This window comes from Pseudomonas parakoreensis, assembly GCF_021602155.1.
In the GTDB taxonomy this organism is placed as follows: domain Bacteria; phylum Pseudomonadota; class Gammaproteobacteria; order Pseudomonadales; family Pseudomonadaceae; genus Aquipseudomonas; species Aquipseudomonas parakoreensis.
Genome location: NZ_BQHY01000014.1, coordinates 125391 through 148326, shown reverse-complemented (window position 1 = coordinate 148326; position 22936 = coordinate 125391). Strand labels below are relative to the sequence as shown.

Here is a 22936-nt window from a genome sequence, read left to right as displayed (position 1 = left end):
ATCCCGAACTCAGAAGTGAAACGATGCATCGCCGATGGTAGTGTGGGGTTTCCCCATGTGAGAGTAGGTCATCGTCAAGATTAAATTCCGAAACCCCAATTGCGAAAGCAGTTGGGGTTTTGTTTTGTCCGCAGGAAAGTGCTTGGCTTGCCAATTAGCTTCTAACTGCTCCGATCTGACGCGAAAGCCACGCTCGGCTGTGGTCCAGAACACCACTAGCCATGGTGGTAGGAAAATGAATAAAACCATGGGCGGACGAGGGCAGTAGATGTACTTCAACCGGTGCCGATTGTTGCCAACGCTCAGCGAGTTCCAGCGTGTCATCGCGCAGCGGATCCAGTTCACCGGTGAACATCAACGCCGGTGGCAATCCGCTCAAATCGCCGTAAAGCGGAGACAATGGCGCCTGTCGGCGTTCATCATCGCTCAGTCCTGGAGTCAGCAGGCGCAGCGCCTCAACCATGCCCGGGCCGTCGAGTACCAGCGTTTCTGCAGGTGCGGCGTGTACGCTCGGGGTGCCCGCGAGATCGTAGACGCCGTAATACAGCAAGGCGCCGCAGACGCGCTGCAACAAGCCGGGTGCTGGTTTGAGTGCCAATAACGTTGCGGTTGCCAAGTGCGCGCCCGCGGATTCGCCGACAATGATCACCGGCAGGCCAACGAATTCCGTGCAATCGTCGCTCAGCAGCCAGCGTGCGGCGCAAAGACAATCCGCCATCAACGCCTCAACCGGTGTATTGACTGCCAACCGATAGTCAACTGACACCACTGCCACGTTGCAAGCCTTGACCATTGCGATGTTAAGGTCATCGTTCATCTGTGCATTGCCGATCACCCAACCGCCACCGTGGTAATCAAGTACCACACCCTTGGGCTTTCCTTGTGGGCGGATGATTCGGACGGGCACTGAAGCCGCGTGCGAATGAACCACAGTGCTTTGCACTTGAAGGCCGTGCTTGACCGGTTTGTTCGCGCCGAGCATCTGACTGGCGCGCAGCAAAGCCTGGATCAAACGCGGCGTCAGCCGATTGCGAACGCGAAACCGCGGCAGCCAGGCGAGTTTGCGGTTGAAGCGCTGCATTTGCGCCAAATCACTCTCGGTGAACTCAAGCGTGTTATCAGCCAAATCCTTCCTCCCTCATCAGCAATTCCCACTTAACGATATAGGGTGTTACGGCGGAGCAGTGAAGGGCGCCTCACGGTCAAGAACATTCACATCATTCCCCACCCGCTGCAAGGTTTCCGGTACCGCCAGCCACAACAGCACGAATGCCACCCCGGCTATCACCGCCAGGGTCAGAAATGCCGCGTTGTAACCGGCTTCCTGCAATACAACACCCGCAACGCTGGCACTTAATGCTGCGCCCAGACCAAACACCGTCGACAGGGCGCCAAGGCTGACATTGAAGTGGCCGGTGCCCAAGGTCAGATCTTTCACTACCACCGGAAACAGTGCGCCGAAGACTCCCGCGCCGACGCCGTCGAGCATCTGTACGGCAACCAGCCAGTAAGGGTCTGCGGAAAAGGTGTAGAGCACACCGCGCAACGGCAGTATCAGGAAGCCCGCGAGCAGCAGCGGCTTGCGTCCCCACACATCGGCTTTGGCCCCAACCAGCAAGGCGACCGGCACCATGACCAGTTGCGCGGCGACGATACAGGCCGAAGTCAGGGGCGTCGCCATTTGCAAATTGACCTGCGCCAGCTTCTGGCTCACCAGTGGCAGCATCGCCGCGTTGGCCAAGTGGAAGAGGGCACAACAGATGGCGAACATCAGCAGCGCTTTGTTGGTCAGCAATACCGTCAATCCCGAAGGCGTCTTGCCGTGGGCGGCGTCGCTTGGGTCGAGCCCGCGGGCGAGATCATGGTTGATGGCGTTGCTGTCGACGAAGCTCACGGCGATCACGCTGCACAGCGCCATGACCGCCATCAGATAGAACACCGCCACCGGCCCGAACAAGTAGGCAAACCCACCGGCCAGCAGCGCCGCGCAGGCGTTGCCAGCATGGTTGAAAGTCTCGTTGCGTCCGGTGCGCCGGGTGAACGCGCGCGGGCCGGTGATGCCCAGGGTGATCGCCGAGATGGCCGGTGCGAATACCGATGCCGCTGCGGCGCTCAGCGCCTGAGTGATCGCCACCAGACTGAAGGACGTCACGAAGGGCAATACCACGCAACTGCCCGTCACCAGCAACGCAGCAATCGCGATGACCGCTCGTTTACTGCGCGTATTGTCGACCAGCGCACCGGCGGGTGTCTGGGTGACAAGGGCGGCGACGCCAGCGAGGGTCATCACCAGCCCGATACTGGCCGGTTCCCAGTGATGCACGGCCAACAGGTAAATGGCCAGATACGGCCCGAGTCCGTCGCGCACATCGGCGAGGAAGAAATTCAGGCTGTCCAGCGAGAGGTTGTTGCGACGATCGGAGTGAGTGTCCACGCTGGCACCTTCGATATCGAGGTTGCGTAAAGTGACGCAACCTCCGTCAATTCAGTGAGTGGTCGTCTGCGGATTTAGTTGCACGGTCCTTATGAGGCCACTCGACTCCGTTTTGAGTGGCCACGCTGCGAACGGCTCAGTTAATGCGCGGATGCTGCTGCACCAACTCCTTGCGTTTAGCTTCCAGTTCGGCGATTTCGGCGTCGATGTCTTCGATTTTCTGCTCGATGTGGTCGTGGTGTTCCTTGAGCAGTTCCTTGGCTTCCTCAAGGTCCGACGCCGCCGGTGCAGCACCCCGTAGCGGTTTGTTGGCGGTCTCTTTCATGGTCACGCCGGTGATCAGGCCGACCACGGCAATCACCATCAGGTAGTAGGCCGGCATGTACAGGTTGTTGGTACTCTCCACCAGCCAGGCCACGGCCGTCGGGGTCAGACCAGCAATCAGCACCGAGACGTTGAATGCAGCGGCCAGCGCGCTGTAGCGGATGTGCGTGGGGAACATCGCCGGCAGGGTCGAGGCCATGACGCCGATGAAGAAATTCAGCAACACCGCGAGGATCAGCAAACCGGAAAAGATCAGGCCGATCTTGCCGCTGTTGATCAGCATGAACGCCGGGATCGCCAGCAGAAACAGACCGATACTGCCGACAACAATGAAGGGCTTGCGGCCAATCTTGTCGCTGATAAAGCCGATTGCCGGCTGCACGAACAGCATGCCGACCATGATCGCGATGATGATCAGCACGCCACGGTTTTCGCTGTAGTGCAGGTTGTGCGACAAATAGCTCGGCATGTACGTCAGCAGCATGTAATAGGTGACGTTAGTCACCGCCACCACGCCGATGCAGGTCATCAGGCTGCGCCAGTGCTTGGTTGCGACTTCCTTGAACGAGACTTTCGGCCCGCCCGCCAGACCTTCACGGTCGCCTTCTTCGAGTTTTTCGACGTGCTGCTGAAATGCCGGAGTTTCTTCCAGTGCATGCCGCAGATAGAGGCCGATCATACCCAGCGGCAGGGCGAGGAAGAACGGCAGGCGCCAGCCCCATTCGAGGAATTTCTCTTCGCCGATGATCGTCGAGATCAGCACCACCACGCCGGCACCGAGGACAAAACCGGCAATCGAGCCGAAGTCCAGCCAGCTGCCGAGGAAGCCGCGTTTGCGGTCGGGCGCGTATTCGGCGACGAAGATCGAGGCGCCGGTGTACTCACCGCCGACCGAAAAGCCCTGGGCCATTTTCGCCAGCAACAGCAGGATTGACGCCCAGATGCCAATCGACTCATACGACGGTATCAAGCCGATGGCGAAGGTACTCAGCGACATGATCACGATGGTCGCGGCCAACACTTTCTGCCGCCCGTATTTGTCACCCAGTGCACCGAAGAACAGCCCGCCCAGCGGACGAATCAGGAACGGCACCGAGAAGGTCGCCAGCGCTGCAATCATCTGTACACCAGGATCAGCCCCGGGGAAGAAGATCTTGCCGAGTGCATAGGCGACAAATCCGTAGACCCCGAAGTCGAACCATTCCATGGCATTGCCCAGCGCGGCAGCGGTGATCGCTTTGCGCATCTTGGCGTCGTCGACAATGGTGATGTCTTTCAATCCGATGGGATTGACCTTGTTTTTCCTTGATTTCATGCGGGTCACTCATAGCTGAACGGATTCGATGCCATTGTTTTGGTGGCATGGGTTCTTTCCGTCAGATACAAGAAGACACGAAATAATTCACTGCTCGTGGCATTTTTGTCGTCCGCAGCCGCACAGGCGCCGCACAGCCCACTCGGCGATGATTACGCAAAAGCACAAGACGTCAGGCTGAAAACCCGGATAATGGCCGCCAATTCGTTTTTGCTCTCTGGTAAACCCGCATGGAAATCAAGGTCAACTTTCTCGACAACCTTCGACTTGAAGCCAAGTTCGACGACTTCACGGTGATCGCCGATCAGCCCATCCGCTATAAGGGCGATGGCTCGGCACCGGGGCCGTTCGACTACTTCCTGGCGTCGTCGGCCTTGTGCGCGGCTTACTTTGTGAAGCTGTATTGCGAAACGCGCAATATCCCGACCGACAATATTCGCCTGTCGCAGAACAACATTGTCGACCCGGAAAACCGCTACAACCAGATCTTCAAGATTCAGGTCGAATTGCCGGCGGACATCTCTGAAAAGGATCGCCTGGGCATTCTGCGTTCGATTGATCGCTGCACGGTGAAGAAGGTCGTGCAGACCGGTCCCGAGTTTGTGATCGAGGAAGTTGAAAACCTCGACGCCGACGCGCAGGCGCTGCTGATGCCGCATTCGACGTCGGAGGCGGGCACTTACATCGTTGGTAAAGACCTGCCGCTTGAGCAGACCATCGCCAATATGTCGGGAATCCTCGCGGATCTGGGGATGAAGATCGAGATCGCCTCGTGGCGCAATATCGTGCCCAACGTCTGGTCGCTGCACATCCGTGACGCGCACTCGCCGATGTGCTTCACCAACGGCAAGGGCGCGACCAAAGAGGGCGCACTGGCCTCGGCACTGGGCGAGTTCATCGAGCGCCTGAACTGCAACTTCTTCTACAACGATCAATTCTGGGGCGAAGACATCGCCACCGCCGAGTTCGTGCATTACCCGAACGAGCGTTGGTTCAAACCCGGCCCGAAAGACGAGTTGCCGGCAGAGATTCTCGACGACTACTGCCTGGACATTTACAACCGCGACGGCGAACTCAAAGGCTCGCACCTGTACGACACCAACTCCGGCAACACCCAGCGTGGCATCTGCTCGCTGCCGTTCGTGCGCCAGTCGGATGGTGAGGTGGTGTACTTCCCGTCGAATCTGATCGAAAACCTGTTCCTGAGTAACGGCATGAGCGCCGGCAACACTCTGGCTGAAGCCCAGGTGCAATGCCTGTCGGAGATCTTCGAGCGCGCGGTCAAACGCGAAATCCTCGAAGGCGAAATGGCCCTGCCGGACGTGCCGCAGGAAGTACTGGAAAAGTACCCGAGCATTCTCGCCGGGATCAAAGGCCTGGAAGAGCAGGGCTTCCCGGTGCTGGTGAAGGATGCGTCGCTGGGCGGTGAATTCCCGGTGATGTGCGTGACTCTGATGAACCCGCGCACCGGTGGCGTGTTCGCCTCGTTCGGCGCGCACCCGAGCCTGGAAGTGGCGCTGGAGCGCAGCCTGACCGAGCTGTTGCAAGGCCGCAGCTTCGAAGGCTTGAACGATTTGCCGCAACCGACGTTCTCCGGCCAGGCAGTGACCGAACCGAACAACTTCGTCGAGCACTTCATCGACTCCAGCGGTGTGGTGTCGTGGCGCTTCTTCAGTGCCAAGTCTGACTTCGAATTCGTCGAGTGGGACTTTTCCGGTCACGGCGAAAACTCCAACGTCGAAGAAGCCGCAACGCTGTTCGGCATTCTCGAAAACCTGGGCAAAGAAGCCTACATGGCGGTCTACGACGATCTTGGCGCCAACGCTTGCCGGATCCTGGTGCCGGACTACTCGGAAATCTACCCGGTCGACGATCTGATCTGGGACAACACCAACAAAGCCCTGCAATTTCGCGCCGACATCCTCAACCTGCACAGCTTGAGCAAGGTCGGCCTGCGCAACCTCGCCCAGGGTTTGGAGAACAGCGAGCTGGATGATTACACCGACATCACCACGCTGATCGGCATCGAGTTCGACGACAACACGCCGTGGGGCAAGTTGACCATTCTGGAGCTACGTCTGCTGATCTGCCTTGCCCTGCAGAAATTCGAGCAGGCCAAGGATCTGGTCGAAGCTTTCCTGCAATACAACGACAATACCGTCGAGCGCGGCTTGTTCTATCAGGCGGTGAATGTGTGTCTGGAAATGGAACTCGATGAAGACCTGGAACTGGCCGATTACGAAGCCAACTTCCGTCGCATGTTCGGCGACGAGCGCATGGACGCGGCGATTGGCTCGGTCAACGGCAGTGTGCGTTTCTACGGTCTGACACCGACCAGCATGAAGCTTGAGGGGCTGGATCGGCATCTGCGTCTGATCGACAGTTACAAGAAGCTGCACGCAGCAAGGGCGAATGCGGCGGCGTTGAAGCGCTGATAGCAGACGGTTACTTCTGCTGAGTAAACCTGTAGTGAGGGGATTTATCCCCGATGGCGCGCAAAGCGGGCCCGGCTTCTTCAACCAATAAAGAAGCGGGCCTGCTACGCAGTCCATCGGGGATAAATCCCCTCACCACAAATAAGTATTGTGGGGACAGGGAGATTCAAGGATTGAAGAGAATGTCGTGCAGCTGGTCACTTCAAAAGTTCATGAGCAAGACTCATCAATTGCGCCGATCAAGAATCAGCGCGTTGCCTCAGGGAGCACTGGGTCCCGGATCCATCGTGTGAAACGCACCGTCTGCCCCTTTGGCACAGAATTGTTTCGGCACTGGCGTTTCTACGGTGCTAGTGCCGACAACGGAAAGCGCGTTCAACTCGACGATGCAGCCTGCGCTGAAGGTGCTGAGTTTGACGATCTTCAGTTGCATCTCATAGTCCTGCCCCGGCTGCGGAATGAACGACACCGGTTTGGGCGAACAGGCGATTGAACCCACCATGCCAAAGACCGCCAGGAACGGTTTATTGGCTTCTACCACGTACTCGTCGAACTGTTTGGTGGTGCTGTTGATTTGTCGGGTGGTCTGGCTGGCCGGCATGCCGACCACACTGTTGCGATGGTCCGAATCCCTGAATGGATAGACCCCTGAACTGTCGTTATGCGCCATCTTCCAGCCGGACTCCTCAGGCGAACCTCCCTTGAATGTTTCATTCATGAACTTCTCACAGCTTTGACCGTTGAAGTATGCGCCGTGGGCGTTATCACCGGTGATCAGTCGTACCCGGGCACTGTTGGCCGGATCGTACTTGGCCGCTTCGGTCTCGTTGCGGATGTCGATTTTACTGGTGGCGCAGCCGATGAGAGTCAAGCTGAGGGCGAGTGGGAGAAGCTGACGCATGGATGACCTTTCTGATCTGGAAGGGATTGGGCGCTGCACCCGCATTCTCGGGAAGAGACCGGGTACATGAGGAGCGCCCGGTTTATAGCGGCCTGATGGCGTAAAGGTTTAGAAGAAAGGGCGCTGAAGCGGTGCTTACGGAGTTGACCGGCTGGCTCAGCGTGCCTGGAAAATTGTCCAGCATGGTGCGATCAGCGTTTGCACTGCGCCTGCACCACCTGACAGGTGTTCGGCGTCCCTCCGGAGCGGCTCGCATAGCGCATGCAGTTATTCATCGACTTCTTGCGCGCCATGCTCAAGGTGTCGCCCCAGGCCAGACCACCTTCGCCGGAAGTCGGCACGGCTTTGGCGTAGCAGTTCGAGCCGTTGGTGGCGTAGCGTTTGCTCGAACAGCCGGCCGTCAGCGCCATGCCGGTGGCGAGCAGGGTCAGTAGCACCCAGGACGAGCATTGGCGTGCAGTGATTGTGGTCATCCGGGTTCCTCGTTGAGTCATGCGCCTCAATGGCCTCGCTGACAGGCGTTGGGCATTATCCAGCAATCGACATAAGGAAGCGTCCCCAATGCGTGCACCCACACTACACCTGATGTGCGGCAAGATCGCCTCGGGCAGATCCGCTGGACCAATCACTGGCTGAGCGAGTGTCGCACTGCCTGCATTATCTCGAAGTGGATGACGCCACCTGCCGTGCTCGGTTGCCTGCACGCAACGCACTGGCCGAGCATGAATTCGCCGCTTCGGGTGTGGAGTTTGATTTAATCACTCGATACTTTAAGGTGCCGGAGGTAGGCGAGGGGCTGGAGATTCTCATGCACCGCAATCGCCAGCAGGGCTGGCTCTCACAATGATCTCAGTGACCCACCGCATGACCCTGCAAGAGTGAGCCTGCTCGCGATGGGGCCCTGTCAGGCACCCTGCAGACTTTGCTGCACAAACCGCTCGATCAACCACCGCGCCGCCGGCCCCGGTGGCAGGTCGGTGCGGTAGATGACATCGAACGGGTAGATGCCGCTCTGGTACTCCGGCAGGTTCAAGCGCACCAGGCGGCCAGACTGCAAATCCTCTTCGACCATCGGCAACGGCATATTCCCCCAGCCAATTCCTTCGCGCAGCAACATGTGCTTGGCACCCAGATCCGCCAAGCGCCAGGTGCGGTTGCTGAGGACGGCGAAGTCGCGATCCTTGGTCAGTTGTGAACGGTCGGAAAGAACCAGTTGCGTCAATTCACGCCCGGCCCCCGGTGTGTTCGCCTCACCCGAAGCCAACGGATAATTCGGTGCCGCCACCGGAATCAGCTCGACATTGCCTGCGCCAATCCGCTCGACCGCATCGATGCCTTCGTTCATTGGCCCACTGACGCCAATGATCGCCCCGCGATTGATCACTCGCTCCGTCACCGCCCCCAACGCCTCCATGTGCAAGTGCAGGGCGACCGTGGGAAACGCCTCGCGAAAGGACTTCAACGCATCCACTACCCGCTGCGGCGGTAGCATCACGTCCAGCACCACGTGCACCTCAGCCTCCAGCCCCTGCAACAGGCCTTTGACCTTGGCGCGTAAGCCATGCACGCCGTTGGCGATGGTGCGCGCCTCTGCCAGTACGGTGCGGCCGGCCTCGGTAAGTTGCGGTTTGCGCGTTGTCTGGCGATCAAACAGCGTCACCCCCAGCTGTAACTCCAGGTTGGCCATCGAATAGCTGATCACCGACGTCGCACGGTGCAGCTTCCTCGCGGCGGCGGCGAAACTGCCCAGTTCCACCACCGTCAGAAACACCCGCAATTGATCCAGCGTCGGCGTGCCCGGGTCCGAAATCATGGCTGCTATCTCCTCATCATCAGCGAACCGGCATCGTCGCTGAGCGGCGTCAGCTTGTCTATTTTCTAGAACGTAATGATCGAAATTAGTCGGCTATTCAGATTAGCTGGCCGGGCGCACCATTTCCTCACTCGGACGATTCATCTCGGATCGCCCCACCTTTGAAGGAAATACCATCATGACCACCACTGCAAACATCGCTAAAAGCGCTACTGAACAAAGCCGCAATGACATCACTCAGGCCTCGGCCTCGTTGGTCGGCCGCGTTCTGCTCAGCGCGATCTTCATCCTCTCCGGTTTTTCCAAACTGGCCGCCCCGGCGATGATGATCGGTTACATCAGTTCTGTCGGTCTGCCATTGCCACAAGTGGCGCTGGCGCTGGCAATCATCGTTGAAATCGGTGGCGGCCTGGCGCTGATCGCCGGTTACCGCACCCGTACCGTTGCCGCTGTGTTGGCGGTGTTCAGCGTGGTCACGGCGCTGGCATTCCACAATGCGCTGGGCGATCAGAACCAGTTCATCCACTTCTTCAAGAACATCGCCATGGCCGGTGGCCTGTTGCAAGTGGTCGCGTTCGGTGCCGGTCGTTTCAGCCTTGATGCCCGTCGTCGCTGATCACGCGCTAATTCCTTCAACCGATCGAGGTCTCCCATGAAAGCCATCCGCGTGTACGAATACGGCAACCCCGAAGTGCTGCAACTGGAAGAAGTCGCCGACCCTGTGGCCGGTGAAGGTGAAGTGTTGATCGAAGTCGCCGGGGCAGGGGTCAACCCGATCGACTGGAAGGTGCTTTCCGGGGCGATGAAAGCGTTCATCCCACTGCCGCTGCCATTCACCCCGGGCGTTGAAGTGTCTGGCAAGGTGATCGCCACCGGCCCAGGCGTGAGCGAATTCAAGCTCGGCGATGAAGTGTTTGGCTTCATCAACATCGTCGGTGGCTATGCGAGCAAAGCCGTGGCCCCGGTGGCCAAACTGGCACTGAAACCGCAATCGCTCAGCGCCTTGCAGGCTGGCGCCGTTCCGGCCACCGCGCTCACCGCGTGGCAAGCGTTGACCGAGCACGCTGGCGTTCAGCGGCGGCAGAAAGTGCTGATCCACGCAGCCGCCGGTGGCGTGGGCAGCATGGCGGTGCAGATCGCCAAGTACCTGGGCGCCGAAGTCATCGCGACCGCTTCGGCCAGTAACCATGCCTATCTCACAAAGCTCGGTGCTGATCAGGTGATCGACTACACCACCGAGGCGTTTGAAGAGCGGGTATCCGAGGTCGACGTGGTGCTCGATCTGGTCGGCGGCGACACCCAGAACCGTTCGTTTCGCGTGTTGAAACGCGGCGGGGTGCTGGTCTCGCCGGTCAGTGCGCCGAGCATGACTCTGGCCAACGACCATGGCGTGACGCCGATCAACTTCGCCACTCGTTCCGATGGTGCGCAGTTGTCGCTGATTGCCGAACTGTTTGATCGCGGCCACCTCACCGTCGACGTCGAAGTGTTCCCGCTGAGCGAGGCGCAACGTGCACTCGAAAAAAGCCTGAGCCGCCGTGGTCATGGCCGGCTGGTCCTCGATGCCACGAAGTAACCGCCGAACCCCTGTAGGAGCTACCGCAGGCTGCGATCTATTGATCTTCGAAGGCAAAAGATCGCAGCCTGCGGCAGCTCCTACAGGTTTTTTTCTTAACCCCCCCCCCCGCGGACAAAAAACGCAGCCCATGGCCCGATCGCGCAGCCATTTTCTTGCGCAGTCGTTCTGTCATATTCGGTATCAGTTGATTGCAGATAGTAGCCAGCCCAACGCTAATTCCAATGAGGCTGCACTGTGTTTCAACGTCTTGTGTGTTCGCTGTCCGTTCTGAGCCTGTCCATCGCTGCTGCCCACGCTGCCGAGACCGTCGTACTCGACACGCCGCGCCTGCAAAGCATCGACAACTTCCGTGATGTCGCCGGGCTGACCACCGCGTATTCCACGGCCCACGATGGCACGATGCGCGGTGGCGTGTTCTACCGCTCCAACGCGATCACGCCGTCGGCAGCGGATCTGGCGACCCTCAACAGCCTCGGCATCAAAGCCGTCTACGATCTGCGCACGCCGAGCGAAATCGCTGGTACGCCGGACACAATGCTGAGTGGCGCGACCTACCAGAACATCGACATCATCGGCAGCACCACCTCGGGCGCGAACATCACCACCGTGTCGTTCAAAAGCGCCGCCGATGCCATCGCCATGATGGAACAGACCAACCGCGCCTTCGTCAGCGACGCGGGGATGCGCGGGCAGTTCGGCAAGTTGTTCAACGAACTGGCCAGCACCGACGGCGCGCAACTGTTCCATTGCACCGCCGGCAAGGACCGTACCGGCTGGACGGCCGCCGTGTTGCAGAGCATCGCCGGCGTCGACAACGCGACCATCATGGCCAACTACCTGGCAACCAACGATTACACCGACGCGCGCGTCGCCGCGACCCTCAAAGCGTTGCCGCCGAGCATGGCCTCGATCTATGCGCCGCTGCTTGGCGTGCAGGCCAGCTACCTGCAGGCCGGTCTTGATGAAGTCACCGCCGAATACGGCAGCATGGACAACTACCTCAAGCAAGGCCTCGGCCTGTCGCAGGAAACCATCTACGTGCTGCGCGGCAAATTGGTCGAGTACAACAGCCTGCCGGGGCAGGACGGATTGGTCGGCAACGCCGCTGCCGGTGCCGAATTGCTCCGAGAATTGCAGAGCACCCATTTGTCCGGCAGCTACAGCGCCTACAACTATTATCTGCAATCGGCGATCGACGCCGGCACCCTCGGCGGTGTCGAAGCTCAGGTCGGCGGCCAGGTTCATGCCGACGCCGCCAGCTACCTGCTGCGGCAGAACGCGTTGATCGAACAAGCCGCCGCCCCCTACGCCAGCGGCTCCGATCTGAACGTCGGGCAATACCGGTTGTGGACCACCGCGCTCGCCGGTTACCTCGGCACCGACGGCTCGTCCCGCGCCGAGAGCAGCAACGAACACAGCCAAGGCCTGATGGTCGGCATCACCCAGCGCTTCTCCGAACAACTCAGTGCTCGCGGCGGTTTCGGTTACAGCAAAGGGACCGTCGGCGGCGCAGGTGGCGAGGCCGATACCGACTTCACCTTCTTCAACCTCGGTGCGCGCTACGGCTTCACCAGCCTGGAACGCGGGCTGTTCGTCGACGCCAATGCCAGCGCCGGCTACGTCGATTACGCCAGCAAACGCGAACTCGGCGGCGGCCTTGGCACGGCCAAGGGCGACACCCACGGCAACCTCACCGGCGCAACATTGGCGCTGGGTTACCGCGCACCGTTCAACGGCATGATCCTCGAACCGAGTCTCGGTGTGCGCATCAGCCACCTTGACCTCAAAGGCTTCCAAGAGAAGGGCAGCGAACTGTCCCTCGACGTCGACGACAACACCGCCACCCGCCGCAGTGCCGTCGCCAACCTCAACGTGGCGTTCGCCCCGGTGGCGATGGGCGCCTGGCAACTGGTGCCAGGCGTACAAGTCGGCTACGAGCGCACGCTGGGCAACAACGACGTCAACAGCCAGGGTCACCTGCTGGGCCTCGACATCGAACAACGCGCCGCCTTCGACAACCGCGACCAGTTCAGCGGCGGCGTCAACCTGATGGCCAGTCTCGGCGCGGTCAGCGTCGGTGCGGAAGTCGGAGCCAGCGGTGGTGGTGACAGCCACGGTTTCAGCGGCAGCCTCAAGGCCAGTTACGCGTTCTAAGTGATGGGATGACAATCAGGTCAAGGATGACCGCTATTCACAAAGCACCAGCAAAAACGGGTGAAGGCAGGGGATTGGCAACCCTGATTTACCGCCTAACCCTGTGGGAGCGAGCCTGCTCGCGAAGGCGTCATGTCAGCCAACATCACCGTCAACTGACCCACAAGCTTCCTTGCCTATAAACCAATCAAACCCGCTCCCCTCAGTTGCGCCGGACTCACCCCATACGCCTGCTGAAAATACTGTCAAAACCGCCCGACATTGCTGAAGCCAAAGCGCAACGCCACCTCCGTCACCGACGCCGAATGCCGCAGCGCCTCGAAAGCCCGCTCCAGCCGCACCTGCCGCTGATACGCCACAATCGACATCCCGACAAACCGCCGAAACCCCTCCTGCAAAGCGCGCTGACTGACATTGCTCAACCGCGCCAGCTCCACGCCGCTCACCAACTGTTCCGGGTGCGCCTGAATAAACGCCATCGCCAACTTCACATGCCGCGGCGCCACCCTCGGTGCAGGGTGGCGCAACGCCTCGGTAAAATTGTGCGGCCACGCCTCCAGCACCGCATCAATCAACATCTCACGCAACCGCGACGGCATCAGCGTGCCGCTGTTGAGCAACAGATCAAACTCCGTGCCCGTCGCCAGATCAATCAACGCCTTGATCCCGCCATACGCCGCCGTGTGCAGATCCACCACCGGCTCAAACACAATCTTCTGCACAACCGGCCGCCCCAACAACGCCGACAACCGCTCCGTGAGCTGCGCCCGACTCACGGAAATCCCGTGCTGCGCATGATCGTCGAGAAACCGCATCGAACGGATATCCGCCTTATCAATCGCCAACCCCACCTGCGCCACACCGACGGACTTGGTACGGTGGTTGAACACAATCTTGCCCGCCGTGGGAATCACAAAAGTGATCTCGTCCTGCGGGTCGGGGAAGGTGACAGTGAAATCACCGTGGTAATGCATGCGCCGGAAACTCACGCCGTCGTGTCTGCCGTAGACACCGCCGATGATGATGCTGGAAGGGATTGGCGGGGAGTCGGCGTAGCGATTGCCGAAGAACCGGGAGAAGAGGGCGCCGAAGTCTTCGGCGTGGAGGTTTTCGGAGCGGAGGATGATTGTCTGGCGGGGTGGGACGATGGAGTACACCTTGGGGCACCTTTTTTGGGGCTCTTGGGTAAGTGGCGGAGGGGAGGTTAGCAGGTTGGGGGTGACTGGTTTGTGACGGCGGTTTCGTCGGTGGAGAGAGGTCTTCTTTCGGCCAATAGCTGACACTCACAGTTTCCTGCAGTACGCCGCTCAATCGCCTCCAATGGCTCTCGCTCGCGCATGGATTCTGCTCGCATCCTGTGACGGTGGAAGCCCAAACACCTTTGCGTAGTCCCGGCTGAACTGGGTTGCGCTTTCGTACCCGACCTCGAATGCAGCGGCCATGACACTCTTTGCATTCGCCACCATCAATGTTCTGGCCTGGAGCAGGCGCACGCGTTTCTGATATTGCAACGGACTGAGGTTGGTCACGGCCTTGAAGTGGCGGTGAAACGCCGAGACGCTCATCGACGCTCGCTCGGCCAAGCGTTCGACGCCGATGGGTTGGGCAAAGTCCTGACGGATCCACTGTACCGCAAGGTTCACTCGGGCCATCGCGCTGTCGGGCGCCGCGATCTCTCGCAGCATCCAGCCCAGGGGGCCCTGAAGTACGCGGAAGATGATCTCCCGCTCGTAGACCGGGGCCAGCGCTGCGATGGCATCCGGATCGCCCATGAGTCTGAGCATGCGCACCCAGGCGTCCATGAGGTCAGTGGTCATGGATGCGACTGAAAAGCCAGGCGTGGGATCGACGCGACTGGCAGGTTTGGGCAGGTCGGCGAACAAGGTGGATAACACCGTTGGATCGAGTGTCAGGCTGACGGCCAAATAGGGCTCCCCGGTTTCGGCAGGGTGCACCGAACCCACGGCAGGCAGGTCGATGGACATGACGAAATAGGTCGCGGGGTCATACCGCAGGGTGTGGTCGCCCACGGTCATGCTTTTACTGCCTTGCAGAATCACGTTGATCATCGGGTCATAGACCGCCGCGAGCATGTGCTCAGAGATTTTGCCCTTGACCATGGCCACACGCGGAATACCGGTTTCCGTACGTCGGTTTTCCGCCTTGGCCGCGAGTGACCTGAGTTCGTTCAGTTGATTGTCCATGGTGTGCATGCTGAGGGCTGACACGGGTGCGCTGCAAGCAAAAAGCAGAAACAGGCAGGTTTCGAGGAGGAACGGATGCGCTCAGGCTTGTAAGGCTCAGTACGCTGGATCCTCATTCGAAGCACAGAGAAACAGCACATGAGCGTTATCGTCATTACAGGTGGGAGTCGCGGCATCGGTGCCAGCGCCGCCGAGCATATTGCGCAGCGCGGTATGGGTGTGATCCTGACCTACAACAGTCATCCAGAAGCAGCCGCTTCAGTCGTGGAGCGTATTGAGCATGCGGGAGGCAAGGCAGTTGCGCTCAAGCTCGATGTGGCTGACGTAGCAAGTTTCTCCGGGTTTCGCGAGTCAGTGATATTTGCCTTGCGCGAGATTTGGGGCCTCACCTCCCTCAGTGGCCTGGTCAACAATGCCGGGTATGGTCTGTTCAAACCCTTGGCCAGCGTCAGCGAAGCGCAGTTCGACGGCTTGTTCAATGTGCATCTCAAAGGCCCGTTTTTCCTAACGCAGACATTGTTGCCGCTGCTGGCGGACGGCGCGAGTATCGTCAACCTGACCAGCGCGACCACTCGTGTCGCCACAGCGGGTGTTGCGCCTTATGCGGCGTTCAAGGGCGGACTCGAAGTGCTCACCCGTTACATGGCCAAAGAATTTGGCGAACGACGGATCCGCGCCAACGCCGTCTCCCCCGGCGCGATCCGTACCGAACTTGGCGGCGGCTTGAATGACGAGTTCGAGGCTTTGCTGGCGGGGCAGACTGCGCTGGGCAGGGTGGGTGAGCCGGAGGACGTCGCGCGCGTAATTGCCTGTTTGCTGTCGCAGGACGGTAGCTGGATCAATGCCCAGACCATCGAGGTCGCTGGCGGTTACAACATCTGAGTCGCCCGCAGCTACACCATTTGAGGATTACGCAATGCTGGATCATGTCTTTTTGTCGGTAAGCGACATCACCCGTTCCATCCGTTTCTACGAAGCCGCCTTAACTCCGTTGGGCATTACCGCGCGCTTGGATTACGACGGCAAAGATGGCCCGCCGGGGCATCCTGACCTCAAAGGTTTCGGCGCCAATGGCCGGATGTTTCTCTGGCTGCGTGAGGGGATTGTTGAAGGACGTGCCGTCCATGTGGGGTTCGTCGCCAAGAGCAAGGCTGAGGTGGACGCCGCCTACGCCGCAGCCATGAAAGAGGGCGCGGTCGATAACGGCGCGCCAGGTGCACGTTTGCACTACGACCCGGATTACTATGCCGGCAATGTGTTGGACCCGGACGGGTACAGCCTTGAATTCGTCTATAAAAAATGGCAGCACGTCCAATGAGCAAACTGCTGATCTACGGCGCCACCGGCTATACCGGTCGCATGGCTGCTGAACGGGCAAAAACGCTGGGCTTGCGGTTCGAAATCGCCGGGCGCGATCACACGCGTGTGGCGGCACTCGCTGCGCATCTGGACGTGCCGTTTCGAGTGTTCGATGCCGACGCGAAGGCAGCGAGCGCGTTGTCCGGTATCTCTGTCCTGCTCAATTTCGCCGGCCCTTTTACGTACACCGCAGAGCCGTTGATGCGTGCCTGTATCAAGGCCAATGTGGACTATCTGGACATCACCGCAGAGATCAACGTCTATCGGCTGGCCGAGCAACTGGGCGCAGAGGCCGTTTCGCAGCAGGTCATGCTCTTGCCCGGCGTAGGTTGGGACGTGGTACCGACCGATTCGCTGGCGGTGCATGTCGCCAAGCGTGTCGAACAGCCTTTTGCGCTGAGCATCGCGCTTCAGGTCCCAGGCTCGATGTCACGTGGCTCGGCCATGAGCGTCAGTGAAATCATCGGGGCAGGGGTCATGGCGAGGGTCGATGGCGAGCTGGTCGCCACGCCTGACGCCACGCTGCGTCATTTCGATTTCGGTGACGGCCCGGTTCTGTGCGCACCGCTATCGTTTGGTGATCTGGTGACGGGCTGGCACTCGACTGGCATCCCGAACATCGCGATGTTCGTGCACATTTCAGGCGATGCGTTTCCCGAAGGGGATCTCTCAACACTGCCCGATGGTCCGACGTCTGAGGAAAGGGAGGCACATCGTGCCCGAGCAGTTGTCGAGGTCATGGGTGTTGACAGAGTAATCGCTCGGTCTGTGATCGAAACCGTGAACGGCTATTCCTACACGCCTCTCGCGGCAGTGGAGGCCGCGCGTCGGGTGCTCGAAGGTGAACGTCAGGCGGGTTTCGCTACACCGGCCAAAGCCTTCGGTGGCGGGTTTGCCGAGAGTATAGAGGGGACGTTGATCACCGACTTCTGAGGCCATCTGGTCAGGCTTGCGCTGCCTCGATTTCCCGAGAATCGAATGCTGCCTGGGCCTTGATAACCGTATCCAGGTGTTCAAGGGTCCAGAGATAAAGCGCGTTGAACGGGTGCTCAAGTGTTCGGCCTAGTGGGGTGATGCTGTATTCCACTGCCACCTGAGAGGACGGGATGACGCGTCTCTGCAGAATGCCGTTGCGTTCAAGGCGGCGCAGTGCCTGGGTCAAGGCTTTTTGGGTGATGCCGTCCAGGCATCGCTTGAGCTCATTGAATCGAAGGGGCTTTTTGCACAGGGCCGCCAGGATCAACACTGACCACTTGTCAGCGATCTGGTCGAGCAGAAAGCGGCTTGAGCAATCAACGCCTCGATCTGTGGTTGTCGGGTCGCTGTTCTTTGCGGTTTGCGTGGCAGATTCGTGCATGGGTTTCCCTGGATATACCTGAGCACTTTGAAGTGCGTAATTGATATTAGGTATACACAATATACCATCGCGGCTCTACCTTTCTGGAGTTACCCATGTCATCCATTTATCAGACAGACACCGCCGATCAGCTTGCGGTCATTGATGCCCTCTACCGCTTTGCCGCTGGCATTGATTTGCGTGACGCAGCACTGCTGTCCAGCGCTTTCATGGAGTATGCAGTTTCCGACTTCGGGCCTGCCGCAGCAAAGGCAGGATTTGAATTCCCTGTGCTGGAAGGCCGAGAGGTCATTGTCGCAACGTTATTCGGCGCGTTGGGACAGGTCGATACCACTCATTCGGTCAGCAATCCCCGTGTGACGTTCGAAGGTGGAAAGGCACATCTAGATGCGTTGGTGGAGGCCCAGCACGTCCTGAAAAACGACCCGGCACGCCACTACCTCATGAAGAACCGCTATGCCGTTGAGTTGATGAGACTCGGCGCGGGCTGGGGCATCGAGCGGGTGACGGTAGACAACGTCTGGCGGACAGGCGACGCCGGTGTGCTCATAGGCGCTTAATCGGGAAGAGGACCTAATGTGTTCCGAGCGTGACTCGTGCGTCGCGCCCGGTTTCAAGAGGCTGCTCTCGGCCAGGTACGTAAGATTTAACGTGTGGGTGCAAAGCGCCAGCGATAAAGCTGCAAATGGGCCGGAATTGGTCACTTCTGAACGTCTGCTTCTGGCCGGAAGCAGACAAATCACGCAGTCAGTTTCTGACAGATCCCTCTCGGCACTCACCATTGAGCGCCAAGCGGGAATGTTCGCTAGGTCGTCGGCACAACATTATCCAGCGCCTGATTCACCGCCAATTCCCCCAGCATCACCACTTGCGCAATGCCCAGCAGGGTCTTGCGAATCGGCCCCTCCACCAGCGCGGCCACATCCCCCAACATCACCGTCGCCGAACCCAGCGACTCACTGGCGTTCGCCAGCAATTCTTCGGTCGTGATTTCGGGATTGACGAGGAACAGGGTGTTGGGTGTGTAGGGCGTGGCCATGATTGGGCTGGCGGGGTTGAGGTAGTGGTCGAGGGCGCGTTCGGCGGCTTCGCTGAGTTTTCGGGAATCGGGGGATTCGTAGGGGGAGACCGTTTCGGTTTCGGGCGGGTTTGGTGTGACCTTGAACATAGTGAAGCTCCATATGTGGCTAAGGGAACCATCACATTCGCTACCAAACGAGGGTGGTGGCCATTACGAAGGTTGGTAGACCGGCACACATGGAAAAACCGGCGTGCTCGAAAGCACCCTGCGCATGGCCACCATAAAACACAGGCACCAGAAGGCATCTGTGTAAGGTGACGTTTTGCGCCATGTGTGAACCGGGCTACCAAACCCGAGCGCTGCTTTTCAGCGACCGAACCACGATAGAGCCCGCACCCTGGGCGCACAAGCCGGCGGATTCTGGCGTAGTCGTAGGCAATGGCGCAAGGCGTTGTAGCCTGGGATGACGTAACGGCGAGTGTTTTTAAACGTGTACGGGGAAAGGGTTAAACGTGAGGGTTTTCGGGGCTGCGCTTTTCGTGAACGGAGGGCTTGGCAAAGAGGAAAGCGGGGCAGTGCGACGTTTCGCTAAATCCCCTCGCGACGGGGATAGTTGTTGTGTGGAAATCAGAGGCTTCAGGGGATGGAGCAGACTCAGGCTCATCGCTGACTGGACTGACGCCCTCGCGAGCAGGCTCGCTCCCACATGGGGTTGGCGGTGTACACCCATTGTGTGGTCGATACGAAACCTGTGGAAACGAGGCTGCTCGCGAATGGCCTGTCCACGGTTCTCAGGTCTTATTCATCACCATTCTGGACACAGTGTTTGTCCAGCCGATCGATTATTGTCGTGCGCTTCAATCCCTAACACCGTCTGCAACCCGTGACACAACACGGTTGCCCACGAGACGGTGAACATCATGAAACTTGCAAAAAAGCGCTCTTCTTCTGGCCTTTGGCGGTGTCGATCTCCGAGGCGGCGAAGTGAATCGTGGCGTTTGCCTTGATTCAGAAAATAACTGGCTGTTTTAAAACAAATTTTTTTGCACTCAGGGCTTCCCAGATCAAAAAAAGGTTGGTAAATTGCGGCCCATTCTCGCAGAGCTTGTTACAGAGCTTGAGATACAGGGGCGTCGCCAAGCGGTAAGGCAGCAGGTTTTGATCCTGCCATGCGTTGGTTCGAATCCAGCCGCCCCTGCCATATTCAGAAAAACGCCAGTCCGAAAGGGCTGGCGTTTTTTTATGCGCGTGATTTTTGTCCGGCAGCGCGGGTTGCCTGAGCCGCACCGGAAGACTGTTGTAAACTGCCCCGCGAAAAGTCCCGGCGGGTTGTTGGCCGGTGACCCTCATTCTCTCCAGACCAGAGACTTACATGGCTAATCACGACCTCAGCTTCACCCCTGATCCGGATGCGGATTCGATTTCCTCGGATGTTGTCGGTTTCAACGGCATTCTGGTCTCGACCCAGATCCCGACCCGCGCCGATGGCAGCCTGGAACTGGGCGATATCACCCTGCAAAGCGAATGCACCCTGCAGGCGCTGAAAGTGGCGCTGGAGCGGGCGGGCAGTTCGATGGATCGGGTGATGCACCTGACCATTTACCTCACCGACATGGCCGACCGCGCAGCGTTCAATGAAGTCTACAAGCGCTTCTTCGCCAAGCCATGGCCGGTGCGCGCGGCGGTGGGCGTGGCGTCGCTGGCTGTGGAAGGCATGCGCGTGGAAGTCACCGCGATGGCCGCCAAGGCCTGATCAACTTGCAAAACCGTGCTGGTGGCCAGCGATGACGCCCGGCCATCCAGCACTCGTCTGCGTACTTACTTCAGCGCATCAGCCAGCGGCAACCGCGCCATGTGCCTGGCTTTCAGTGAGCCCAGGTACAGCCAGTCCCCATACTCGCGCGCCGTGGTGATCGGCGAGTAATTGCCGCTGCTGGCATCTTGCAGATTGGCGATCACCTTGCCCTGCAGATCCAGCCCCAGCACAAACCCGCGTTTCTCCACCGGTTTGGGCAGCACAGTCAGTGCCCGGACGATCATCGTGCGCACCCACGGATGCCCGGCGGTGCCGTCGAGCAAGGCACTGCGCGGTGCGTAGAGGGCGACCCAGAAGCGGTTGCTGCCATTGAACGCGAGGTTGTCCGGCAAACCGGGCAGGTTGTCGATGAACAGGTCATGGGTGCCGGCCTTGGGGCCTGTCAGCCAGTAACGACTGATGCGGTAGGCGCCGGTTTCGTTGACCAGCACATAAGCGTCGTCCGGGCCGAGTGTCACGCCGTTGGCGAACTGCAGTTTGTCCAGCAGCACGCTGGTCTTGCCGGTCTGAAAGTCGTAGCGCAGCAAGCGCCCGTCACCGCCATGTTCGATGATCGCCTCACCGTCGTGGCCGTAACCCCAGCGGCTGCTGGCATCGCTGAAATAAGCGTAGTGCCCGGACTTGTCGATCGCCACGTCGTCGGTAAAACCGAAGGGCAGGCCATTGGCCTCGGTCGTCAGAGGAATCAGTCGACCCTGCGCGTCGAGCGAGAGCAGGCCTTTGACCGCGTCGGCAATCACCAGCAGACCGTTGGGATGCCGCGCCAGCCCGAGAGGGCGGCCGCCCGTGTCGCTCAGGACTTGGCGTGTCTTGCCATCGAGGCTGGTGCGAATCAGCCGCCCGTCATGCAGGCCCGTGATCAGGTAGTCACCTTCCAGCAGCAGTGCTTCCGGGCCGTCAATGTCGCCCGGGCCCACCTGTTCGACGACTTTGAGCCGCTGGTTTTCGGCGTACATGCCTTCGCTCAGTGACGGTGCCGCTGGCGGTTTCCACGCCACCGGTTGAACCCTGGTTGGCATCAACAGCAAGAACGCGATGACGAGGACGACCAGCAGTAACAGCAGGCGCTTCATGAATGTTGCCCCGTCAGCGTCAGGTGCTTGAGTGCCATGTCGCGCAGGGCGTGCATCGATGTGGCCGATTCACGTTCGATGCGGCGCTTCAACAGCAACAGGTTGGCAACGCGCATGCCCAGGCCGTCGAAGCGATAATCCAGGGTGCGCACGAACCGTGTGCCGTCGCCTTCGGCCGTGCATTCGTAGGTCAGCCGCAACGACAGACCGTGGTCACCGCGCGCCCGCGCGCACCAGCGCCGGCCGGGTAGATACTCGGTGACCTCCCAGCGCAAATGACCGGCGCGCCCGCCGGCATGAATGTCTTCTTCGAAACGTGCACCGGCGTGCAGCGGGCCTGGCGGGCCGTCGATCTTCAGCGACGAGGGATGCCACTGCGGCCAATGGTTGACGCTGGCGGCGTAGCGAAGGACGGCGATGGGTTCGCCGGCGATATCGATCTGGTGCTGCATGCGGGTCATGGCGGGTCTCGAATGGCGCAACGGAGCGGGTTGCGGCTCCCAGTACAGGGTGCCGAACAGGTAATCCATCAACGGCAGAACGATATTGAAATTGCGTTCCTGCATGCACTCGCGACGGTGATGCAGTTCATGCAGATGACGCATCTGGCGGATCCACGGCAGGCGAGTCAGCGGATTATCGGGCGGCAGATGTTCGCAGGCGTGAAACACCTCGTAGGTCAGGTAGCCCAGCACCATGCAGCCGCCGAACAGCCCGGCGACATTGGCATTGAACTGTGCGAGCAGCCACCAGAGCGGCAGGGTGAAAAGCAGCGTATGCACGACGATGAGCCAGGCCGGAAACAGAATCACCCGCCAATCGCGAGCGCCGTCGTAGGTCATGTGGCCGGGAGTGAAAAAACTGTGGTGGTCACCGGCATGCCGCGCATAGAACAGCTTGGCGAACGTCTTTTTGTGGTGGCCGAGATGGCGATGGACCATGTACACACCAACGTTGAAGAACAGCAGGGTCAGCGGCACGCTCAGCCATTCCAGTGGCTGTACCTGGCGTGCGCTGCTCCAGAAGGCGCCGATCGCCAGCACGCCGAACAGCAGCACGAAAGCGCCGTGCAGCCACGGGTTGTACAACGGATGAATGGCCGCACGGTAGCGGCTGCGGAATGCCTCGGTGGTCTGCCTCAATGCGTTCAC

At 59.7% G+C, this 22936-nt stretch carries 21 protein-coding genes, 1 tRNA gene, 1 rRNA gene and 1 pseudogene; 12 read left to right on the top strand and 12 right to left on the bottom strand.

Going from position 1 to position 22936, the window contains the following annotated elements:
• Window positions 1–80 (top strand): 5S ribosomal RNA (rrf, locus tag L6D63_RS28930); the annotation flags it as partial.
• Window positions 81–154: 74 nt separating this feature from the next.
• Here rrf and L6D63_RS21560 read toward each other — a convergent pair.
• The 3 genes from L6D63_RS21560 to proP form a co-directional block, all read right to left on the bottom strand.
• Entirely contained in the window at window positions 155–1081 is a 927-nt protein-coding gene (locus L6D63_RS21560) for an alpha/beta hydrolase (RefSeq protein WP_121187776.1), read from the bottom strand.
• Between the two features lie 90 nt (window positions 1082–1171).
• Entirely contained in the window at window positions 1172–2434 is a 1263-nt protein-coding gene (locus L6D63_RS21555; protein WP_131671703.1) for an MFS transporter, read from the bottom strand.
• A gap of 136 nt (window positions 2435–2570) precedes the next feature.
• Window positions 2571–4073, bottom strand: coding sequence for a glycine betaine/L-proline transporter ProP (proP, locus tag L6D63_RS21550; protein ID WP_131671704.1), 1503 nt, complete (start codon window positions 4071–4073; stop codon window positions 2571–2573).
• Window positions 4074–4303: 230 nt separating this feature from the next.
• Here proP and L6D63_RS21545 point away from each other — a divergent pair, with 230 nt between their 5' ends.
• Complete coding sequence (locus L6D63_RS21545; RefSeq protein ID WP_131671705.1) at window positions 4304–6508, top strand: OsmC domain/YcaO domain-containing protein; 2205 nt, start codon at window positions 4304–4306, stop codon at window positions 6506–6508.
• A 259-nt stretch (window positions 6509–6767) separates the two neighbouring features.
• On the opposite strand, the gene L6D63_RS21540 is transcribed toward L6D63_RS21545, so the two are convergent.
• Together L6D63_RS21540 and L6D63_RS21535 are read right to left on the bottom strand one after the other, a co-directional pair.
• Window positions 6768–7409 carry a hypothetical protein gene (locus L6D63_RS21540; protein ID WP_121185854.1) on the bottom strand — a complete coding sequence of 214 codons (642 nt, stop codon included), beginning with the start codon at window positions 7407–7409 and terminating at the stop codon, window positions 6768–6770.
• A 191-nt stretch (window positions 7410–7600) separates the two neighbouring features.
• Complete coding sequence (locus tag L6D63_RS21535; protein ID WP_121185852.1) at window positions 7601–7882, bottom strand: hypothetical protein; 282 nt, start codon at window positions 7880–7882, stop codon at window positions 7601–7603.
• A 158-nt stretch (window positions 7883–8040) separates the two neighbouring features.
• Between L6D63_RS21535 and L6D63_RS21530 the strand changes: the two are divergent.
• Window positions 8041–8256: pseudogene (locus L6D63_RS21530) on the top strand (ATP-binding protein); the annotation flags it as partial.
• A gap of 57 nt (window positions 8257–8313) precedes the next feature.
• On the opposite strand, the gene L6D63_RS21525 reads toward L6D63_RS21530, so the two are convergent.
• A complete protein-coding gene (locus L6D63_RS21525; RefSeq protein ID WP_121185850.1) occupies window positions 8314–9222 on the bottom strand; it encodes a LysR family transcriptional regulator in 909 nt (302 codons plus the stop codon).
• A gap of 178 nt (window positions 9223–9400) precedes the next feature.
• On the opposite strand from L6D63_RS21525, the gene L6D63_RS21520 reads away from it, so the two are divergent.
• The 3 genes from L6D63_RS21520 (at window position 9401) to L6D63_RS21510 (ending at window position 12955) form a co-directional block, all read left to right on the top strand.
• A complete protein-coding gene (locus tag L6D63_RS21520) occupies window positions 9401–9838 on the top strand; it encodes a DoxX family protein (RefSeq protein ID WP_131671706.1) in 438 nt (145 codons plus the stop codon).
• 36 nt (window positions 9839–9874) lie between these two features.
• Window positions 9875–10798 (top strand): NADP-dependent oxidoreductase, encoded by a 924-nt coding sequence (locus L6D63_RS21515; RefSeq protein ID WP_131671707.1) that lies wholly within the window; start codon window positions 9875–9877, stop codon window positions 10796–10798.
• Between the two features lie 237 nt (window positions 10799–11035).
• Window positions 11036–12955: a tyrosine-protein phosphatase gene (locus L6D63_RS21510; protein WP_131671708.1), complete on the top strand. Its 1920-nt coding sequence runs from the start codon at window positions 11036–11038 to the stop codon at window positions 12953–12955.
• Window positions 12956–13200: 245 nt separating this feature from the next.
• Here L6D63_RS21510 and L6D63_RS21505 read toward each other — a convergent pair whose 3' ends face one another.
• Both L6D63_RS21505 and L6D63_RS21500 read right to left on the bottom strand, forming a co-directional pair.
• Entirely contained in the window at window positions 13201–14112 is a 912-nt protein-coding gene (locus L6D63_RS21505; protein WP_131671709.1) for an AraC family transcriptional regulator, read from the bottom strand.
• Between the two features lie 150 nt (window positions 14113–14262).
• Window positions 14263–15159 (bottom strand): AraC family transcriptional regulator, encoded by an 897-nt coding sequence (locus tag L6D63_RS21500; protein WP_131671710.1) that lies wholly within the window; start codon window positions 15157–15159, stop codon window positions 14263–14265.
• A gap of 138 nt (window positions 15160–15297) precedes the next feature.
• On the opposite strand from L6D63_RS21500, the gene L6D63_RS21495 reads away from it, so the two are divergent.
• Genes L6D63_RS21495 through L6D63_RS21485 form a run of 3 tightly spaced genes read left to right on the top strand, consistent with a single transcriptional unit; the run spans window position 15298 to window position 17451 of the window.
• Window positions 15298–16041: an SDR family NAD(P)-dependent oxidoreductase gene (locus tag L6D63_RS21495; protein ID WP_131671711.1), complete on the top strand. Its 744-nt coding sequence runs from the start codon at window positions 15298–15300 to the stop codon at window positions 16039–16041.
• Between the two features lie 34 nt (window positions 16042–16075).
• Entirely contained in the window at window positions 16076–16477 is a 402-nt protein-coding gene (locus tag L6D63_RS21490) for a VOC family protein (RefSeq protein ID WP_041072743.1), read from the top strand.
• Window positions 16474–17451, top strand: a complete 978-nt coding sequence (locus L6D63_RS21485) for a saccharopine dehydrogenase family protein (protein WP_131671712.1) — start codon at window positions 16474–16476, stop codon at window positions 17449–17451. Before L6D63_RS21490 ends, L6D63_RS21485 begins: the two co-directional genes overlap by 4 nt.
• A 10-nt stretch (window positions 17452–17461) precedes the next feature.
• Here L6D63_RS21485 and L6D63_RS21480 read toward each other — a convergent pair whose 3' ends face one another.
• Window positions 17462–17875, bottom strand: coding sequence for a winged helix-turn-helix transcriptional regulator (locus L6D63_RS21480; protein ID WP_041072739.1), 414 nt, complete (start codon window positions 17873–17875; stop codon window positions 17462–17464).
• A 95-nt stretch (window positions 17876–17970) separates the two neighbouring features.
• On the opposite strand from L6D63_RS21480, the gene L6D63_RS21475 reads away from it, so the two are divergent.
• Window positions 17971–18435, top strand: a complete 465-nt coding sequence (locus L6D63_RS21475) for a nuclear transport factor 2 family protein (protein ID WP_041072737.1) — start codon at window positions 17971–17973, stop codon at window positions 18433–18435.
• A 245-nt stretch (window positions 18436–18680) separates the two neighbouring features.
• Here L6D63_RS21475 and L6D63_RS21470 read toward each other — a convergent pair whose 3' ends face one another.
• The gene (locus L6D63_RS21470) at window positions 18681–19043 is read right to left on the bottom strand and encodes a DUF6124 family protein (protein WP_131671713.1); all 363 of its coding nucleotides are present in this window, start codon (window positions 19041–19043) and stop codon (window positions 18681–18683) included.
• A 979-nt stretch (window positions 19044–20022) separates the two neighbouring features.
• Between L6D63_RS21470 and L6D63_RS21465 the strand changes: the two genes are divergently transcribed.
• A tRNA-Gln gene (locus L6D63_RS21465) sits at window positions 20023–20097 on the top strand.
• Window positions 20098–20268: 171 nt separating this feature from the next.
• Complete coding sequence (locus tag L6D63_RS21460; RefSeq protein ID WP_025113298.1) at window positions 20269–20649, top strand: RidA family protein; 381 nt, start codon at window positions 20269–20271, stop codon at window positions 20647–20649.
• Window positions 20650–20714: 65 nt separating this feature from the next.
• Here L6D63_RS21460 and L6D63_RS21455 read toward each other — a convergent pair whose 3' ends face one another.
• Both L6D63_RS21455 and L6D63_RS21450 read right to left on the bottom strand, forming a co-directional pair.
• On the bottom strand, window positions 20715–21785 hold the full coding sequence (locus tag L6D63_RS21455) for an SMP-30/gluconolactonase/LRE family protein (RefSeq protein ID WP_047291412.1): 1071 nt from the start codon (window positions 21783–21785) through the stop codon (window positions 20715–20717).
• Window positions 21782–22927, bottom strand: a complete 1146-nt coding sequence (locus L6D63_RS21450) for a sterol desaturase/SRPBCC family protein (protein ID WP_131671714.1) — start codon at window positions 22925–22927, stop codon at window positions 21782–21784. The genes L6D63_RS21455 and L6D63_RS21450 overlap by 4 nt, the downstream gene beginning before the upstream one ends.
• Between the last annotated feature and the right edge of the window lie 9 nt (window positions 22928–22936).

Bases quoted from the DNA above. Each gene is read 5' to 3' on its own strand.
- L6D63_RS21560 (WP_121187776.1), bottom strand. From the start codon at position 1,081: ATGCAGCGCTTCAACCGCAAACTCGCCTGGCTGCCGCGGTTTCGCGTT.
- proP (WP_131671704.1), bottom strand. From the start codon at position 4,073: ATGAAATCAAGGAAAAACAAGGTCAATCCCATCGGATTGAAAGACATC.
- L6D63_RS21545 (WP_131671705.1), top strand. From the start codon at position 4,304: ATGGAAATCAAGGTCAACTTTCTCGACAACCTTCGACTTGAAGCCAAG.
- L6D63_RS21540 (WP_121185854.1), bottom strand. From the start codon at position 7,409: ATGCGTCAGCTTCTCCCACTCGCCCTCAGCTTGACTCTCATCGGCTGC.
- L6D63_RS21535 (WP_121185852.1), bottom strand. From the start codon at position 7,882: ATGACCACAATCACTGCACGCCAATGCTCGTCCTGGGTGCTACTGACC.
- L6D63_RS21525 (WP_121185850.1), bottom strand. From the start codon at position 9,222: ATGATTTCGGACCCGGGCACGCCGACGCTGGATCAATTGCGGGTGTTT.
- L6D63_RS21520 (WP_131671706.1), top strand. From the start codon at position 9,401: ATGACCACCACTGCAAACATCGCTAAAAGCGCTACTGAACAAAGCCGC.
- L6D63_RS21515 (WP_131671707.1), top strand. From the start codon at position 9,875: ATGAAAGCCATCCGCGTGTACGAATACGGCAACCCCGAAGTGCTGCAA.
- L6D63_RS21500 (WP_131671710.1), bottom strand. From the start codon at position 15,159: ATGGACAATCAACTGAACGAACTCAGGTCACTCGCGGCCAAGGCGGAA.
- L6D63_RS21495 (WP_131671711.1), top strand. From the start codon at position 15,298: ATGAGCGTTATCGTCATTACAGGTGGGAGTCGCGGCATCGGTGCCAGC.
- L6D63_RS21490 (WP_041072743.1), top strand. From the start codon at position 16,076: ATGCTGGATCATGTCTTTTTGTCGGTAAGCGACATCACCCGTTCCATC.
- L6D63_RS21485 (WP_131671712.1), top strand. From the start codon at position 16,474: ATGAGCAAACTGCTGATCTACGGCGCCACCGGCTATACCGGTCGCATG.
- L6D63_RS21480 (WP_041072739.1), bottom strand. From the start codon at position 17,875: ATGCACGAATCTGCCACGCAAACCGCAAAGAACAGCGACCCGACAACC.
- L6D63_RS21475 (WP_041072737.1), top strand. From the start codon at position 17,971: ATGTCATCCATTTATCAGACAGACACCGCCGATCAGCTTGCGGTCATT.
- L6D63_RS21470 (WP_131671713.1), bottom strand. From the start codon at position 19,043: ATGTTCAAGGTCACACCAAACCCGCCCGAAACCGAAACGGTCTCCCCC.
- L6D63_RS21460 (WP_025113298.1), top strand. From the start codon at position 20,269: ATGGCTAATCACGACCTCAGCTTCACCCCTGATCCGGATGCGGATTCG.
- L6D63_RS21455 (WP_047291412.1), bottom strand. From the start codon at position 21,785: ATGAAGCGCCTGCTGTTACTGCTGGTCGTCCTCGTCATCGCGTTCTTG.